General features: G+C 41.4%; 20 protein-coding genes and 3 tRNA genes. 18 read left to right on the top strand and 5 right to left on the bottom strand.

What is annotated here, in order from left to right; all coding sequences use genetic code 11:
- Nucleotides 1–283 precede the first annotated feature (283 nt).
- The 6 genes from metK (at nucleotide 284) to ruvX (ending at nucleotide 5021) form a co-directional block, all read left to right on the top strand.
- On the top strand, nucleotides 284–1438 hold the full coding sequence (gene metK / locus C9I86_RS14295; RefSeq protein ID WP_107276722.1) for a methionine adenosyltransferase: 1155 nt from the start codon (nucleotides 284–286) through the stop codon (nucleotides 1436–1438).
- Between the two features lie 153 nt (nucleotides 1439–1591).
- Nucleotides 1592–2077 carry a SprT family zinc-dependent metalloprotease gene (locus C9I86_RS14290; protein WP_107276721.1) on the top strand — a complete coding sequence of 162 codons (486 nt, stop codon included), beginning with the start codon at nucleotides 1592–1594 and terminating at the stop codon, nucleotides 2075–2077.
- A 132-nt stretch (nucleotides 2078–2209) separates the two neighbouring features.
- Nucleotides 2210–2941: a 16S rRNA (uracil(1498)-N(3))-methyltransferase gene (gene rsmE / locus C9I86_RS14285; protein WP_080158255.1), complete on the top strand. Its 732-nt coding sequence runs from the start codon at nucleotides 2210–2212 to the stop codon at nucleotides 2939–2941.
- Nucleotides 2942–2958: 17 nt separating this feature from the next.
- Nucleotides 2959–3909, top strand: coding sequence for a glutathione synthase (gene gshB / locus C9I86_RS14280; protein ID WP_080158256.1), 951 nt, complete (start codon nucleotides 2959–2961; stop codon nucleotides 3907–3909).
- 120 nt (nucleotides 3910–4029) lie between these two features.
- Nucleotides 4030–4593, top strand: a complete 564-nt coding sequence (locus tag C9I86_RS14275) for a YqgE/AlgH family protein (protein ID WP_080158257.1) — start codon at nucleotides 4030–4032, stop codon at nucleotides 4591–4593.
- Nucleotides 4590–5021, top strand: coding sequence for a Holliday junction resolvase RuvX (gene ruvX / locus C9I86_RS14270; protein WP_036793273.1), 432 nt, complete (start codon nucleotides 4590–4592; stop codon nucleotides 5019–5021). The genes C9I86_RS14275 and ruvX overlap by 4 nt, the downstream gene beginning before the upstream one ends.
- A 358-nt stretch (nucleotides 5022–5379) precedes the next feature.
- On the opposite strand, the gene C9I86_RS14265 is transcribed toward ruvX, so the two are convergent.
- Nucleotides 5380–6483, bottom strand: coding sequence for a PilT/PilU family type 4a pilus ATPase (locus tag C9I86_RS14265; RefSeq protein WP_080158258.1), 1104 nt, complete (start codon nucleotides 6481–6483; stop codon nucleotides 5380–5382).
- Nucleotides 6484–6504: 21 nt separating this feature from the next.
- Nucleotides 6505–7542 (bottom strand): type IV pilus twitching motility protein PilT, encoded by a 1038-nt coding sequence (locus C9I86_RS14260; RefSeq protein ID WP_080158259.1) that lies wholly within the window; start codon nucleotides 7540–7542, stop codon nucleotides 6505–6507.
- 25 nt (nucleotides 7543–7567) lie between these two features.
- Between C9I86_RS14260 and C9I86_RS14255 the strand changes: the two genes are divergently transcribed.
- The 6 genes from C9I86_RS14255 to hemW all read left to right on the top strand — a co-directional run bounded on the left by C9I86_RS14255 (nucleotide 7568) and on the right by hemW (nucleotide 11976).
- Complete coding sequence (locus tag C9I86_RS14255; RefSeq protein WP_080158260.1) at nucleotides 7568–8278, top strand: YggS family pyridoxal phosphate-dependent enzyme; 711 nt, start codon at nucleotides 7568–7570, stop codon at nucleotides 8276–8278.
- Between the two features lie 92 nt (nucleotides 8279–8370).
- Nucleotides 8371–9189 (top strand): pyrroline-5-carboxylate reductase, encoded by an 819-nt coding sequence (gene proC / locus C9I86_RS14250; protein WP_107276720.1) that lies wholly within the window; start codon nucleotides 8371–8373, stop codon nucleotides 9187–9189.
- A gap of 9 nt (nucleotides 9190–9198) precedes the next feature.
- Nucleotides 9199–9756 (top strand): YggT family protein, encoded by a 558-nt coding sequence (locus C9I86_RS14245; RefSeq protein WP_080158262.1) that lies wholly within the window; start codon nucleotides 9199–9201, stop codon nucleotides 9754–9756.
- On the top strand, nucleotides 9753–10049 hold the full coding sequence (gene yggU / locus C9I86_RS14240; protein ID WP_107276719.1) for a DUF167 family protein YggU: 297 nt from the start codon (nucleotides 9753–9755) through the stop codon (nucleotides 10047–10049). Before C9I86_RS14245 ends, yggU begins: the two co-directional genes overlap by 4 nt.
- Nucleotides 10050–10221: 172 nt before the next feature.
- Nucleotides 10222–10812 (top strand): XTP/dITP diphosphatase, encoded by a 591-nt coding sequence (locus C9I86_RS14235; protein ID WP_107276718.1) that lies wholly within the window; start codon nucleotides 10222–10224, stop codon nucleotides 10810–10812.
- A gap of 3 nt (nucleotides 10813–10815) precedes the next feature.
- A complete protein-coding gene (hemW, locus tag C9I86_RS14230; RefSeq protein ID WP_107276717.1) occupies nucleotides 10816–11976 on the top strand; it encodes a radical SAM family heme chaperone HemW in 1161 nt (386 codons plus the stop codon).
- Nucleotides 11977–12092: 116 nt separating this feature from the next.
- On the opposite strand, the gene C9I86_RS14225 is transcribed toward hemW, so the two are convergent.
- The 3 genes from C9I86_RS14225 to trmB all read right to left on the bottom strand — a co-directional run bounded on the left by C9I86_RS14225 (nucleotide 12093) and on the right by trmB (nucleotide 14313).
- Nucleotides 12093–12491 carry a DUF2884 family protein gene (locus tag C9I86_RS14225; RefSeq protein WP_158258949.1) on the bottom strand — a complete coding sequence of 133 codons (399 nt, stop codon included), beginning with the start codon at nucleotides 12489–12491 and terminating at the stop codon, nucleotides 12093–12095.
- Nucleotides 12492–12550: 59 nt separating this feature from the next.
- Nucleotides 12551–13471: a glutaminase B gene (gene glsB / locus C9I86_RS14220; RefSeq protein WP_080158266.1), complete on the bottom strand. Its 921-nt coding sequence runs from the start codon at nucleotides 13469–13471 to the stop codon at nucleotides 12551–12553.
- Nucleotides 13472–13575: 104 nt separating this feature from the next.
- A complete protein-coding gene (gene trmB / locus C9I86_RS14215) occupies nucleotides 13576–14313 on the bottom strand; it encodes a tRNA (guanosine(46)-N7)-methyltransferase TrmB (protein WP_080158267.1) in 738 nt (245 codons plus the stop codon).
- A gap of 250 nt (nucleotides 14314–14563) precedes the next feature.
- Between trmB and mutY the strand changes: the two genes are divergently transcribed.
- From mutY to C9I86_RS14185, 6 genes are all read left to right on the top strand, one after another.
- Nucleotides 14564–15613: an A/G-specific adenine glycosylase gene (gene mutY / locus C9I86_RS14210; RefSeq protein ID WP_107276715.1), complete on the top strand. Its 1050-nt coding sequence runs from the start codon at nucleotides 14564–14566 to the stop codon at nucleotides 15611–15613.
- 120 nt (nucleotides 15614–15733) lie between these two features.
- The gene (locus C9I86_RS14205; RefSeq protein ID WP_107276714.1) at nucleotides 15734–16495 is read left to right on the top strand and encodes a 5'-methylthioadenosine/adenosylhomocysteine nucleosidase; all 762 of its coding nucleotides are present in this window, start codon (nucleotides 15734–15736) and stop codon (nucleotides 16493–16495) included.
- A gap of 170 nt (nucleotides 16496–16665) precedes the next feature.
- A complete protein-coding gene (locus C9I86_RS14200) occupies nucleotides 16666–16938 on the top strand; it encodes an oxidative damage protection protein (RefSeq protein ID WP_080158270.1) in 273 nt (90 codons plus the stop codon).
- 168 nt (nucleotides 16939–17106) lie between these two features.
- Nucleotides 17107–17182: transfer RNA gene (locus tag C9I86_RS14195), tRNA-Phe, on the top strand.
- Nucleotides 17183–17227: 45 nt separating this feature from the next.
- Nucleotides 17228–17303, top strand: a tRNA-Asn gene (locus C9I86_RS14190).
- 48 nt (nucleotides 17304–17351) lie between these two features.
- Nucleotides 17352–17427 (top strand) — tRNA-Thr (locus C9I86_RS14185).
- Nucleotides 17428–17467 lie beyond the last annotated feature (40 nt).

The following is a 17467-nucleotide window of genomic DNA, read 5'->3' as shown; positions in this document are numbered from 1 at the left end:
GCAAACGTTTTCGTTTTTAAAAAAACCAATTTATTCAACAATATGCAATCAGTCTAAATTTAAGTTTTTGTATTTAAAATGGTAACAATAAAAAGCTTCTTCTTTCACCAATGCCGGTTTTCGCTAAATCCTTACAGATTACATTGTTGATTTTATAACTGGCCGGGGTATTATAGACGTCTAGACGGAGGTAGCTCCATACATATAAACGTATGGAATGCAGTGCAGTATCAGTATTACCGCTACCGTTCTACCAAATTTATGAATATAAGTGAGACCATCAATGGCTAAACATCTGTTTACTTCTGAGTCGGTATCAGAAGGTCATCCAGATAAAATTGCAGACCAAATTTCAGACGCAGTCTTGGATGCAATTTTAGAGCAAGATCCAAAAGCACGTGTTGCTTGTGAAACTTACGTAAAAACTGGCATGGTAATGGTCGGTGGCGAAGTAACAACATCAGCTTGGGTTGATATCGAAGAAATCACTCGTGAAACAGTGCGTGAAATCGGTTATGTTCACTCAGACATGGGCTTTGATGCTAATTCTTGCGCTGTTTTAAATACCATTGGTAAGCAATCACCAGATATCAACCAAGGCGTTGATAAAACTGACCCTAAAGAACAGGGCGCTGGCGACCAAGGTATTATGTTTGGTTATGCAACCAACGAAACCAAAGAGTTCATGCCTGCACCAATCACTTATGCACACCGTCTTGTTCAACGTCAAGCGCACGTACGTAAGAATGGCAGCCTACCTTGGTTACGTCCTGATGCTAAATCTCAAGTAACATTTGAATACGATCAAGGTAAGATTGTTGGTATTGATGCCGTTGTATTATCAACCCAACACAGTGATTCAATTTCAACAGCCGATCTTCGTGAAGCGGTAATGGAAGAGATCATCAAGCCAGTATTACCACAAGAGTGGTTACGTAAAGATACTAAATTCTTTATTAACCCAACCGGTCGTTTTGTTATCGGTGGCCCAATGGGTGACTGTGGTTTAACGGGGCGTAAAATTATCGTTGATACCTACGGCGGTGCAGCACGTCACGGTGGCGGTGCATTCTCAGGTAAAGATCCATCAAAAGTTGACCGTTCAGCAGCATACGCAGCACGTTATGTAGCGAAAAATATCGTTGCCGCTGGTATGGCTGAGCGTTGTGAAATTCAACTTTCATACGCTATCGGTGTTGCTGATCCAACATCTATCATGATTGAAACGTTCGGTACTGAAAAAGTACACCAAGATATTATTATTGAAGCGGTTCGCCAGCACTTCGACCTACGCCCATACGGCCTACAAGAAATGCTAAACCTACTTCAGCCTATCTACAAAAAGACGGCTGCATATGGTCACTTTGGTCGCGAAGAATTCCCTTGGGAAAAAACCGACAAAGTAGAAGCGCTACGCGACTTCGCTAAACTTAAATAATAATAAATTTAAGTTTATCAATGATTAAGGGGCGATTATTCGTCCCTTTTTTTATACATAAAATAAAATAATCGTTACCGTTTATATTGCGGTGTATAGTCACCCATGATTATTGAGTGCCAATATAGAAAGTAACAGGGGATATTTTTGGTGATGACTCCGCTACAAAAGCAAGTACTTACTCACGTAGAGTATTGCATTGTTCATGCTAACCAGCGTTTGAATAAACGCCTAACTATGCCTAAGGTTAATTTTAATCAACGCGGTAAAATAGCAGGCACAGCCCACCTACAAAAATGGGAATTACGCTTTAACCCAATATTATTGGCTGAAAACCCTGACGCTTTTATTAATGAAGTTGTTGCTCATGAAGTCGCGCATTTAGTGGTGTTTAAATTATTTGGCCGCGTTCGTCCTCATGGTCGTGAATGGCAAATAATAATGACTGAAGTTTTCAATGTCGCCCCCAAAACCACTCACAACTTTAATGTCAGTTCAGTGGCTGGAACAACCTTTATTTACTACTGCCCATGTAGTGAATACCCACTAACTATTCGCCGCCATAATAAGGTGCTACGAGGCCAAGCCAGCTACCATTGCCGTAAATGTCGCCAACCGCTACAGCTCAAAGCATCGTAATTTGAGTCGTATTTAAACGACCTCGATAATTTTTATTATTCGTTCCTCGCCACACTGATTTTTGCCCTCTCTTCTGTCGTCAACCATGGTAATATCTTTTATTACCCAACAATTACTACAGATGACCGCATCATGAGAATTCCACGAATTTACCACCCACAACCTTTACCTAGCCAAGGTACGGTTATGCTTAGCGACGATGCAGCTAACCATGTTGGCCGTGTAATGCGGATGCAAGTTGGGCAACAAGTATTACTGTTTGATGGCAGTAATGCAGAGTTCCCTGCTGTTATTAGTAGCGCCAGCAAAAAAAGTGTTGAAGTTGAGATTCAAGCGCGTGTGGAACATAGCATTGAATCACCATTAGATATTCACTTAGGCCAAGTGATTTCACGTGGTGATAAAATGGAATTCACCATTCAAAAATCAGTTGAACTGGGTGTGAATACTATTACACCGCTTATTTCAGAACGTTGTGGCGTTAAACTTAATGCTGAACGCTTTGAAAAGAAACTGGAACAGTGGCAGAAAATCGCAATTGCAGCTTGTGAACAATGTGGTCGTAATGTGGTACCCACCATTCGCCCTGTAATGAAGCTAGAGCAATGGTGCGCTGAAGAATATGATGGTTTAAAACTAAATTTACACCCTCGTGCGCATTATTCAATTAACACCCTCCCTACCCCAGTAACCAAAGTACGGTTATTGATCGGTCCTGAAGGTGGCTTGTCAGCTGAAGAGATCAGCATGACAGAGCAATATAAATTCGACGAAATTTTATTAGGCCCACGTGTGTTACGCACTGAGACTACCGCAATGACAGCCATTACCGCACTGCAAGTTCGCTTTGGTGATCTTGGCTGAGTAATCAGGAGAAAACAATGATCAAGCTAGGTATTGTGATGGACCCTATCGAGTCTATCAATATCAAAAAAGATTCGACCTTTGCCATGATGATGGAAGCTCAACGTCGTGGTTGGGAATTACACTACATGGAAATGAGTGATCTTTCTTTAGAGCAAGGTGTCGCAATTGCACGTACTCGCACTGTAACTGTAAAAAAAGATCCAAACGATTGGTTTGAATTTCATAATGAGCAAGAGATTCCACTCGCGGATCTTGATGCGGTATTAATGCGAAAAGATCCTCCGTTTGATACTGAATACATTTATGCGACTTACATTCTTGAGCGCGCAGAAGATAACGGTGCATTAATCGTTAACAAACCGCAAAGCCTACGTGATTGTAATGAAAAATTATTTACCGCATGGTTCCCAGAACTAACGCCAACCACGATTGTGACCCGTCGTGCCGACAAACTAAAAGCATTCCATAAAGAACACGGTGATGTGATCCTAAAACCGCTTGATGGCATGGGTGGTTCGTCTATCTTCCGCGTAATGAAAAATGATCCTAACGTATCGGTGATCATCGAAACACTAACCGCAATGGGTCAAAACTACTGTATGGCACAAACATTCGTGCCTGATATCAGTAACGGTGATAAGCGTATTTTAGTGGTTGATGGCGAACCAATGCCATACTGCCTTGCGCGTATTCCAGCTAAAGGTGAAACTCGCGGTAACTTGGCCGCTGGCGGTCGTGGTGAAGCGCGTCCAATTAGCGACACTGATCGTAAAATTGCAGAAACTGTTGCGCCAATTTTAAAACAGAAAGGCTTGATCTTTGTTGGTCTTGATGTGATTGGCGATAAACTCACTGAAATTAACGTAACCAGTCCAACCTGTATTTGTGAAATTGAAGCTGCATTTGATATTTCTATCACAGGTAAATTAATGGATGCGATTGAACGCCGTATTAACGCTAACTAAGATCACCTAAGCGCTAAACATCAGCCATAATCAAACCAAGAACGCAGCGATTATTTTTTATCGCTGCTTTTTATTATCAACACCATCATCGGTGCTGACGTGTATTTAATGGTGTTGTAAATGAACCTGACCAATTATTTTCTAGTGGCAATGCCCACTATGGAAGATCCAAATTTTAAGCATAGTGTCATTTATGTTTGTGAACATAATGATGAAGGTGCAATGGGTATCATCATTAATCAGCCGATTGAAATTTCAATTGTCGACATGCTTGATCAAATTAATATTGAACGTACACAACCATTAATTGACCCGATAAGTATTGAAGCGCCTGTACTTAATGGCGGGCCTGTCGCAGAAGATCGCGGCTTTGTATTACACTCGATTTCAGCTGATTATAACTCCAGTATTACTATCACGCCTCAACTTGCCGTTACCACCTCATTAGATATTTTGGCTCAACTGGGCACCCAGCAAGCACCACAACAGTTTATTGTGGCCCTTGGTTATGCGGGTTGGGATGTCGGTCAACTTGAGCAAGAATTAGCGAATAATAATTGGCTAACCATTGAAGCAGATAGCGATATTATTTTTTCCACTCCGATAGATCAGCGCTGGCAGCAAGCCCTTGCAAAATTGGGCATTAGCCCAGCGAATCTGTCATCAGATATAGGCCATGCATGAGTCAATCTCGCAGCGTATTAAGCTTTGATTACGGCACCAAAAGTATTGGTGTTGCTATCGGTCAAGAACTTACTGGTACTGCCAGTCCCCTCGCCGCTTTAAAAGCCAAAGATGGTATTCCTAATTGGGATGACATTGAAAAGATCCTTAAAGAATGGCAACCCGATTTAATCGTGGTGGGATTACCATTAGATCTTGAAGGTAAAGAACTAGAAACTATCGCCCCACGGGCCAAGAAATTTGCTAATCGTATTCATGGTCGATTTGGCTACGCGGTTGAATTGCACGATGAACGTTTAAGTACTGTAGAAGCAAAAGCAGATTTATTTGAACGCGGTGGTTATCGTTCATTAAGTAAAGGTAACATCGATTCACAATCAGCCGTGGTCATTTTGGAAAGCTGGTTTGAGCGTCAATATGGCGCTTAATTTCATCTGATTTAACCTTTAAAAAATCAGCTATAAACCAATAAAAAAGACAAACGAGAATTCTCGTTTGTCTTTTTTTTATGCAGTACAGCTTTTGCAAATAAGATCATCACAAAGCTGATCTCTATTTTTGAGCACCACTACTGTCTTACTCAAAGCCCTATGATTACTTGCTTGATCAGCTTGTACAGCTTTTGGATCATTTAAACCCAAAAGCTATTTTAGTAAACGTCATTTATTAGAATAAAAAACAAATAACATTAAAATCAATAAATTAAACAAAACATACATTACTATCCATTGTGGCGATTAATTTCACTATGATGATCCTTTTGCAAAAGGATCATCATAGGCTTTATTAATTTTCTAATGCCACACCCGATAAGCTATTCAATGAATTAGCATCAGGATCACCAATTTTAATCATTAACCGTAAATCATTAGCAGAGTCGGCGTGATGAAGTGCATCTTGCTCGCTGATCTTTCCTTCATTAAATAATGCATACAATGATTGATCAAACGTTCTCATTCCAGCTTCAGTCGATTTGGCCATTACACCTTTAATTTCATACAACTCGCCGCGTCGAATTAAATCTGCCACTCGTGGTGTATTAAGTAATAACTCATACACACCATGACGCCCCTCTCCATTAGCATCTGCGATTAATTGCTGCGCCAAAATACATTTTAAATTAAGTGATAAATCAAATAAAAATTGATCACGTCGCTCTTTAGGCACTAAATGTAAAATACGTTCTAATGCTTGGTTAGCATTATTGGCATGCAAAGTTGCCATACATAAATGGCCCGTCTCAGCAAAATTCATCGCGTATTCCATGGTTTCACGAGTACGAATTTCACCGATTAAAATCATGTCTGGCGCTTGGCGTAAGGAGTTTTTTAGCGCCACTTCATAACTGGCAGTATCCAGTCCAACTTCGCGCTGAGTCACAATGCATTTGTTGTGCTTGTGAACAAATTCAATCGGATCTTCAACCGTTAAAATATGACCACTTCGATGCTGATTTCGATAACCTGTCATTGCCGCCATCGAGGTTGATTTTCCCGATCCCGTAGCACCAACAATAAGAACTAAACCTCGCTTTGAAAGTGCCAGTCGTTCCATATCTATGGGTAATTTCAAATCACTCATTTGTGGTATTTGGGTTTCAATACGACGAATCACCATTCCAGGTAATTCTTGTTGCCAAAAAGCACTAACACGAAATCGAAGGTCATTACGAACTAAAGCAAAATTAGCTTCTTTGGTGCTAAAAAATTCTTGTCTAAGGTTCGTATCCATAGCTTGATCAAATAGGCTATCAACACCACTTCGATTTAACACTTCACCGACACTATGTAAATTACCATCAATTTTTAATAAGCAAGCTGAAGCAACAGTGATGTATAAATCAGAAGCTTTTTTAGCCACCATTTGCTCAAGAATGTCATCTAACGTCATGTGGTTATTCCTTTAACTTTCTTAAAAATTGCTTTTGCTACGATCCAGAACACGACGTCCTTCTTCAGCTTCGACCATTCCTTGTGCCACCAGCATTTTTACACTTTGCTCCATAGTCTGCATGCCAAGTGAAGAACCGGTTTGAATCATTGAATACATCTGAGCAATTTTATCTTCACGGATTAAATTTCGAATAGCGGGGGTAGCCATCATCACTTCATGACAAGCAACTCGCCCACCAGAAGTACACTTCAATAAATTTTGAGCCACAACCGCGCGTAATGATTCAGATAACATTGAACGTACCATCGATTTATCATGGCCGGGAAAGACGTCAATAATACGATCGACCGTTTTAGCCGCTGAGCTAGTATGCAAGGTGCCTAAAACTAAATGTCCGGTTTCAGCCGCCGTTAATGCCAAACTAATCGTTTCTTGATCGCGCAACTCACCCACCACAATCACATCGGGATCTTCACGTAACGATGACCGCAGGGCATTTTGAAAGCTCAGCGTGTCACGATGCACTTCACGTTGGTTGATCAAACAACTTTTACTGGTATGGACAAATTCAATCGGATCTTCAATCGTCAAAATATGGCGTTGATAGTTGCTATTGATGTAATCTATTAAGGCGGCAATAGTGGTTGATTTACCCGAGCCCGTTGCGCCCGTCACTAACACGAGACCACGGTTAAGCTGGGCAATATCATAAAAAACCTCAGGCACATTCAATGATGCTAAAGTAGGAATATGAATAGGGATGGTACGCAGCACAGCAGAACAACCGCGCGATTGATGAAAAGCGTTAATCCTAAAACGGCCGATATCAGGTAATTCAAAAGAAAAATCGACTTCTAATTTTTCTTCATACTCTCGACGTTGGGCATCGTTCATAATATCAAAAATCAATCGATGCACTTCACTGTGAGTTAAAGCAGGCAAACTGAGCTTTCTTACATCGCCATCAACTCTTATCATTGGTGGAACACCCGCAGAAAGATGCAGATCTGATGCGTTATGCTTTACACTAAAATCGAGTAATTCGGTGATATCCATAAACAACTTTCCTCAAGAATCAATTATGAACAGTATCAAGCAAAATATTACACAGGTCATCAATGAGATGGCACTCGCAACTGAAAAATGCGGCAGAAACATCGATTCGGTGCAATTGTTAGCGGTAAGTAAGACCAAGCCCGTTGTAGCGATCGAACAAGCAATTGACGCAGGTCTGGTTGCTTTTGGTGAAAATTACGTTCAAGAAGGGGTTGATAAAGTCAATTACTTTGCGAGTCACCCCGCCGCGGAGAAATTAGTGTGGCATTTTATTGGTCCAATTCAGTCCAATAAGACTCGTCCCATCGCTGAGCATTTTGATTGGGTGCATTCAATTGATCGCCTTAAAACAGCGACACGCTTAAATGAACAACGACCAGCAACCATGGCACCGTTAAATGTGTTGTTACAAGTTAATACCAGTGGTGAAGCGAGTAAATCTGGTATCAATGCTGATGAAGCAATGGCACTTGCGGCAGAAATTGCCACCATGCCGCAATTAGTTTTACGCGGATTAATGTCGATTCCACAACCTGAAACCGATTATGATAGTCAGTTCGCTGCATTTAAAAAACTGGCCGATTTATTAGAACAACTGAAGCCACACCATCCACAGCTAGATACACTATCAATGGGCATGAGTGGTGACATGGAAGCGGCAATTGCAGCTGGCAGCACTATGGTTCGAATTGGCACTGCTCTGTTTGGTGCACGTGATTACGGCAGCCAAGCTTAACAATAATTTTTAGATCTTAACGATAGTCTTCAATTACGGTCAACGACTCAGCCTACTTGTTTGCGCGTCGTACCAACAGCAAAGGATATTACATGGAACAGCGTTCTATCGCCTTTATCGGTGCCGGTAACATGGCCCGTTCAATCATCGCTGGATTAATTGCCAGTGGTTATGACGCGAGTAAAATTACCGCGACAGCGCCAAGCAAAACCCGTCTCGCACCGTTAAGCGCTGATTTTGGTATTCATACCGATAGTGATAACCTACGTACAGCGCAACAAGCTGATGTCATCGTACTGGCAGTGAAACCACAATTAATGGCTGAAGTGTGTTTGCCATTGCAAGCGGTAGATTTCAGTAATAAATTAGTGATCTCTATTGCTGCAGGTATTAATAGTGCGCGGCTAGCAACCATGCTTGATAGCCAATTACACTTAGTACGCGTAATGCCAAACACACCAGCATTAATTGGTAAAGGCATGAGCGGTTTATATGCAGATGCAACATTAGCGCCGCAAGATCATCAGTTTGCCAGCCAGCTATTACAAGCCGTCGGGGAAATTTGCTGGGTTAAACAAGAAGCAGATATCAATGGTATTATTGCCGCAGCAGGCAGTGCGCCCGCTTACTTCTTCTTGTTTATGGAAGCGATTCAACAGCAAGCGATGGCACAAGGTTTTGATGAACAAACAGCACGACTGCTCGTTCAACAAACCGCATTAGGCGCAGCAGAAATGGTGCAAGCAAATCCTGACACGGATCTGGCTACACTACGTCAGCAAGTGACTTCTAAAGGTGGCACTACAGCAGAAGCGATTAATACGTTCAATCAGCATCATTTAACAGAAATCGTGGCTAAAGCAATGCAAGCTGCTGTTGCTCGTGCTCAAGAAATGGAACAATTGTTTTAAGGTTTAATTATGAATTCACTCGCTTTTTTAATTACCACAGTCTTTGATCTCTACATCATGATTGTGTTGCTACGTGTTTGGTTACAATGGTCACGAGCAGATTTTTATAACCCGTTCTCACAATTTATTGTCAAAGCAACTCAACCAGTTGTGGCACCGCTACGTCGTGTGATCCCATCAGTGGGTTCATTTGATATGGCAACCATCTTGTTTGGTTACCTATTGTGTGTGGCTAAGTTTGTTTTACTGCAATTGGCGCTAACAGGTGGAGCATCAGCATTTAGTCCAATGTTCTTATTCTTTGGTCTATTAGCATTCTTAAAAGCCGCTGGCGGTTTATTATTCTGGGTACTATTAATTCGTGCCATTTTAAGTTGGGTAAGCCAAGGTCGCAGCCCAATGGAATATGTCATGCACCAACTAACAGAACCACTAATGGCACCGATTCGTCGCGTTCTGCCAGCGATGGGTGGTCTTGATTTAAGTATTCTGGTGATCTTCTTAGGCTTGCAGTTTGCTAACTATTTAATGGGTGATTTAATTGGTCCAATTTGGTTCCAATTATGAGTGATAATGCTGTATTTCGCCAAGGTGATGATGTCGTTATTCGACTTTACATTCAACCTAAAGCCAGCCGTGATCAAATAGTTGGTCTGCATGATGGTGAAGTTAAAATTGCCATTACAGCCCCCCCGGTTGATGGTAAAGCGAATGCACATTTAGCCAAATACTTAGCCAAGCAATTTAAAGTAGCAAAAGGATTAGTGCACGTGGAAAAAGGCTTTCAAGGTCGCCATAAGCAAATCCGTATCGAAGATCCTAAGCAGATCCCTGAAACTATCGCTAATTTAATGCAATAGCTTTGCTGCCAGTTACTATTGTTAAAAAAGCGAATATCATTCTGATGTTCGCTTTTTTTATATTCAATCATCCCTCATAACATAACCTTGCTGAGTGCTCGACTTTGTTATTATTCCCACAACGGCTATCATAGCGGTCATTAACGAATGAGCGTTTTCAAAAGGCATCAATATGAGCAAACTGGTACTGGCAACAGGCAATCAAGGCAAAGTAAAAGAAATGGCTTCCCTACTTGCTGACTTTGGATTTGATGTGGTCGCTCAAAGCGATTTTAATGTTTCAGAAGTAGCAGAAACAGGCACCACGTTTATTGAAAATGCGATCATCAAAGCGCGCCATGCTGCCAAAGAAACTGGTTGTGCTGCGATTGCTGATGATTCAGGACTTGAGGTTGATTTCCTACAAGGTGCGCCGGGTATTTATTCAGCTCGTTTTGCCGGTGAAGGTGCAACGGATGCCGAAAACATTGATAAATTACTTACAGCAATGGACGGTGTTCCAGAAGCACAACGTAGTGCGCGTTTCCATTGTGTCTTAGTGATGATGCGTCACGAAAATGATCCAACGCCTCTTGTGTGTCATGGCTCGTGGGAAGGTAGTATTTTAACTGAACGTCATGGCGACAATGGCTTTGGTTATGATCCGATTTTCTGGGTACCTGAAGATCAATGTGCTTCAGCGCAACTTGACCCAAGTCGTAAAAAGCAACTATCACACCGTGGTAAAGCACTTCAACAACTTTTCAGTGCACTAAAAGGCTAACTCATGCTTGTTCCTCCACCACTCAGCTTATATGTTCACATTCCTTGGTGTGTCCAAAAGTGCCCCTATTGCGACTTTAATTCGCATGCGCTAAAAACTGAATTGCCAGAACTTGATTATATTGATGCGCTCATTGATGATCTCGAAACCGATCTGATGGCATATCAATTAGTGAATGGTCAACGACCACTGCATTCAATTTTTATTGGTGGTGGTACGCCAAGTTTAATTTCTCCCTCTGAAATTGGTCGCTTACTGGCCGCCATTGAAAGCCGTATTCCATTTAGTGACACTATTGAAATCACCATGGAAGCCAATCCGGGCACGGTTGAAGCCGGACGTTTTGACGGTTATCGTCAAGCAGGGGTAAACCGAATTTCAATTGGCATTCAAAGTTTCCAAGACGATAAATTACAACGTTTAGGCCGTATTCATGGCAGCCAAGAAGCAATTAAAGCAATTGAACTGGCAAAATCTGCCGAATTAAACAGTTTTAATACTGATCTGATGCATGGCTTACCTGATCAATCTATTGCTGATGCGATCAGCGATCTTAAACAAGCGATCGCACTCGATCCACCACATTTGTCTTGGTATCAACTTACGATTGAACCCAATACCCTGTATTACTCAAAACCACCGACATTACCTGATGACGATGATTTATGGGATATTTTTGAGCAAGGTCATTCCTTGCTAACTGCTGCGGGTTACCAGCAATATGAAATTTCTGGTTACAGTAAGCCCGGAAAGCAATGCCAACATAATCTTAATTATTGGCGCTTTGGCGATTACTTAGGTATTGGCTGTGGCGCGCATGGAAAAATCAGTTTTGATGATGGGCGTATTATTCGCACCGTAAAGGTCAAACATCCTCGTGGATATTTACAAGCGAATAAGCCTTATTTAAGCGAGCAAATTACGGTGGCTGATAGCGAACGTCCATTTGAGTTTTTCATGAACAGATTTCGATTATTAGAAGCGTGTCCAAAGCAAGACTTCATTGATCGTACTGGTTTACCGTTGACGACCATTGAAGCCAATATTGATTGGGCAATTGAGCAAAATTATTTACAAGATAATGGCGATCAATGGCAGATCACCGAGCATGGTAAATTATTCTTAAATGATTTATTAGCCGCTTTTGTTGAAGATGATGAATAATTAACCCACTCGTAAATCTTCAATATCTCTCATCAAAATAATCAAAAAAAGCGATCTCATCCTGTGAATCGCTTTTTTTAGTTACCGCTCATCAAAGATCAAAATAACTAAGCTGCTTATTCTAAACTGACACTCCGCCAGTTTTTCAACGCTGGAATCTGTTGTCGAATTTGATTTTCTTTATCAATACGCACTGCCGCAAAATTACATAGCGTCGTATCAATATGTTGACCATGAGATAAAACATATGGCAAATCAGTGGTGATCGTCTGATAGTATTGTGCCAATAATTCAGTTTGTTGCGGGCCTAAATTTACTTTATGAATATCAAAATAAAGCTGACCATTATCTTTAATCGTAAAGGTCTGTGTGTCTTGCTCTAGTATTAATTTTTCATCGGTAAAACTGACATTATTTTGCCACAATGGCTGACACTCGACAGCCATAACGGATGAACTAATGCTCAATCCAAATAACAACCCACAGCCATTTTTTATATATCGTTTAATATTCATAAATAATACTCGCTTCCCTGAAAAAGTGGGTTGCGACATATCATTTCGATATATACCCACTAAAAAATAGAACGTCCAATCCGTGCTGATAACTTTTCTAATGCTGCGGTACCCACCAGAGAATTCCCTGATTGATCCAATTCTGGCGACCACACCGCTATTGTCATTTCTCCCGGTACAATCGCTACAATACCGCCACCAACACCTGATTTACCCGGCATACCAACGCGGTAAGCAAACTCGCCCGCGCCATCATATAACCCGCATGTCGCAAGCAATGCATTTATATGCTTACTTTGAGTTTGGCTAATAATTGGCGTTTTTGCACCTAAAGGCTGACCTTTATTTGCTAAATAAGAAAATGTACGCGCTAAATCGACACAACTCATTTTTAATGCACAGTAGCTAAAGTAGTTATTTAACACTGGCATGACTTCATTATTGAAGTTACCAAATGACCGCATCAGATAAGCAATCGAAGCATTACGATCACTGTGTTGCATCTCTGAGTTCGCTACAATTTTGTCGTAAACAATCTGTGGGTTACAGGATAATTCACGTACTAATTCAAGCATGCGATATTGCGGCGCACACAAGCGGCTATACAACATGTCAGAAATCACAATCGCGCCGGGATTAATAAATGGATTTCGAGGAATACCATTTTCTAATTCCAACTGAATCATTGAATTAAATGCCTGACCTGAAGGCTCTTTCCCTACTCGCGCCCATAACTCATCGGGTTCATAAAGTGCCATCGCTAATGTCAGTGATAAAACTTTGGAGATTGATTGAATAGAAAAGCTTTCTTGGCTATCGCCAGCTTGAATAATTTCACCATCGTTATAACACACAGCGATGCCTAATTTATTCGCAGGAACTTCAGCTAAAGCTGGAATATAGTTAGCGACTTTCCCTTGACCAATCAATGGTCTAACTTCATCTAAAATGCCATTGAGTAAGGTCTCTGTCGGCTTCATTTATTTCATCTCCAATAACAAAAAAGCCAACAAAAGTTGGCTTTCTAAATAAATAACGCAATCACTGCTGTCACTCTACTCGACGGTCACAGCAATCTCTGCAATTATTCAGTACGCATGTACTTCATATCCCATACGCCATGACCTAGGCGATGACCACGTGCTTCAAACTTAGTTAAAGGACGATCTTCAGGGCGAGCAATGTAAGCACCATCAGTGGCAGTGTTTTTGTAGCCAGGTGCCGCATCCATTACTTCAACCATATGCTCTGCGTAGTTTTCCCAATCAGTTGCCATATGGAAAATACCACCAATTTTAAGCTTTTTACGTAGCATTTCAGCAAATTCAGGCTGAACAATACGGCGCTTATGGTGACGTGCTTTATGCCATGGGTCAGGGAAGAACAACTGTACCATATCAAGGCTGCCATCAGGAATCATGTGTTCAAACACTTCCACACCGTCATGACACATTACGCGTAAGTTAGTTAAATTAGCCGCTTCAGCGCCCATTAAACAGTGACCAACACCTGGACTATGAACTTCAATACCCACATAGTTTTTCTCTGGCGCAGCTTGTGCCATTTCAACTAATGATGCACCCATGCCAAAGCCAATTTCTAACACAACTGGCGCTTCACGGTTAAAGACTTGTGTCCAGTCAAGCATTTCAGTGGCGAAATCAATACCCATGGCTGGCCAGTTTTTTTCCATCGCATGTTCTTGACCCTTGGTTAAACGGCCTTCACGACGAACAAAACTACGGATCTTACGAACCATTTTGCCTTCATCGGTAAATTCAGTCAGAGTTACGTCACCTGACTTTTTTGAAACTTCGCTCATGCTAACTATCCAAACAAAAAAAGAAACGGAACGGCATTATCCAAACTTATAGGCTCAATTCAAGTCTATCAAGTGTGACAATCGCCAGTTTATGATGCAATCTTAGTCAATAACGTCATTATAGACGCCATAACATTGATGACTTGCAGTATAAGGGATCGTTCCCACGGACTCCAATTTTCCGCAAGATCATTCCATAATAAAGCGCAACCTGGCATTTTTTAAGCCCATTAAGTAAAGTGAGTTCACCGTGAGTACAGCTTTTTCCGACGCTATTCTAGCGTGGTATGATAAATTCGGTCGAAAAACCCTTCCATGGCAACATCAAAAGACCCCCTACAAAGTATGGCTATCTGAAATCATGCTGCAACAAACCCAAGTTGCAACAGTGATCCCTTATTTTGAACGTTTTATGGCACGCTTTCCAACGGTGGCAGATCTTGCCGCAGCCGAGCAAGATGAAGTGTTACATTTATGGACGGGCTTGGGCTATTACGCTCGTGCACGCAATCTTCACAAAGCAGCCCAATTAATTGTCGCTGAGCATAATGGCGAATTTCCGACAACGATTGCAGAAGTTGAAGCCCTGCCGGGTATTGGACGCTCAACTGCCGGTGCAGTGTTATCGCTATCATTAAAACAGCACCATTCGATTTTAGATGGCAACGTTAAGCGTACTTTAGCGCGCTGTTATGCGATTGAAGGTTGGCCGGGGAAAAAACCCGTTGAAAATGCGTTGTGGGACATAGCCATTGAAAATACGCCAGCGATGGGTGTCGAACGCTATAATCAAGCGATGATGGATATGGGCGCGATGATTTGTACTCGCAGCAAACCTAAATGCGATTTGTGCCCCATTGAGGCCCAATGTATTGCAAAAGCCCAACAGCGTCAGACAGAATTTCCGGGAAAGAAACCTAAAAAAGTAATGCCTGAAAAGCAAACTTGGTTCGCGATTTTACGTTATGGCGACAAAGTATGGCTGGAACAACGACCACAAGTGGGTATTTGGGGCGGCTTATGGTGTTTTCCGCAACATGATAGTGACGATCTCGATGATCTGTTATTGCAGCAATTAGGTCAGCCGCAAACATTGATCGCCAGCCAACAACAGCTAATAGCATTCAGACACACCTTTAGTCATTATCACCTCGATATTGTACCCGTTTTATTTACCTTAAACACACTCCCCGATGTGATCCATGAGCGCCAAGGACAATGGTATGATCTGCATGATCCCGCTAAAATAGGCCTTGCTGCGCCAGTGCAAAAGATCCTTGATGGGCTGTTATACCTTTAGTTATAAATAAATTTATCACTAGTTACATTTTCACCTCATAAGATCCGCTTTTATGATGTCATTTTAAAATGTAACTAGTTACTATCTTTACCCCCTAACCTATTATTAATCCATTCTATTATGAAAAAATTAAGCTACTTCTTCGCCACTATTCTAACAAGTTGTTCTTTTTTCGCATCCGCAGCGCAAACGATTGCTATCGTTGGTGCTATGGATGCTGAAATTACCAATTTACTGCCACATATTAAAAACAAGCACACCATTACTATCGGTCAACATCTGTATTATCAAGGACAAATCGGTAAACATTCGGTTGTTGTCACTCGTTCAGGTGTCGGTAAAGTGAATGCCGCCGTCACAACCACCACGTTAATACGTGAATTTAAAGTCGATAAATTGATCTTTACAGGTATTGCCGGCGCGGCGGCATCTCAACTATCACCAACCGATGTTGTGGTTTCAACCGCATTGGTACAACATGATGTCGATTTAACCGTTTTTGGTAATAAACCCGGTCACATGGATGGATTTGATGATCGCTACTTTTATGCAGATCCACAATTAACCGCTCAAGCATTTGCGGCAGCACAACGGGTTCTTGATAATAAAAAAGTATTTCAAGGAATTATTGCAACAGGTGATCAATTCATTGCTGATAAACAAAAAGTAAAGTTTATTCATAATGAATTCAATGCAATGGCTATTGAAATGGAAGGTGCAGCAGTGGCACAAGTTGCCTTTATGTTTAACAAACCATTTGTTGTTATTCGTACCATTTCAGACAAAGCTGATGGATCAGCACACTTTGACTACCCTAAATTAAAACAAATAACCGCTGATAATTCCGTAGCGATCACCTTAGCTATGCTAGACACTCATTAAGCCATACCAACCCAGCAAACCGTGTAATCCACACTGATTACACGGTTGTTATTCCTGTCTCGACCCTAGCCGCTACTGGCCGAGTCTGGTATAACTATTGCTATAAATACAGCAATTATAGATACAGCCATCTCGCTGTAATTTAATAATGAATGCATAAGGAATATTCCATGAGCCGTACTGTTTTTTGTGTCCGTCTACAGCAAGAAGCTGAAGGTCTAGATTTTCAATTGTACCCAGGTGAACTTGGCCAACGCATTTTTGATACGGTATCAAAGCAAGCATGGGCACAATGGCAAGCCAAGCAAACCATGCTAATCAATGAAAAAAAACTCAATATGATGAATCCTGAACATCGTCAATTACTTGAGACAGAAATGGTGAATTTTTTGTTTGAAGGTAAAGATGTAGTGATTGATGGTTATACACCACCAGAAAAATAACATTTAAATCAAATAGATATTCCGCCGTAATCTCAACGGCGGAAAGTACTAAAAATGTAAAAAATCACGCCACAACGAACAAAAAGCCAACACTCAAACATAATAATCGTTTTTTATTAAAAAAAGAGTTGACGAAAAGGCTCAAAACCCTTTTAATAGCGCCCCGTTGCCTTGATAGCTCAGTCGGTAGAGCAGAGGATTGAAAATCCTCGTGTCGGTGGTTCGATTCCGCCTCGAGGCACCATTTCTTCTCTTTTGAAGTTTGGTGTTAAGCAACGATAAAATCTGTTCCCTCTTAGTTCAGTTGGTAGAACGCCGGACTGTTAATCCGTATGTCACTGGTTCAAGTCCAGTAGAGGGAGCCACTATTTATTTCTTGGCTCAATAGAGCGGAGAGATTACAGAATTAATGTGCCGACTTAGCTCAGTAGGTAGAGCAACTGACTTGTAATCAGTAGGTCACCAGTTCGACTCCGGTAGTCGGCACCATTTATTCTCTTACTTCGGTAAGAAATGCAACAATAGCAAT

The sequence above is a fragment of the Photobacterium sp. NCIMB 13483 genome (assembly GCF_003025475.1).
GTDB classification, from domain to species: domain Bacteria; phylum Pseudomonadota; class Gammaproteobacteria; order Enterobacterales; family Vibrionaceae; genus Photobacterium; species Photobacterium piscicola.
Note: the sequence above shows the minus strand (reverse complement) of the source record. Positions and strands in the feature narration are given on the sequence as shown.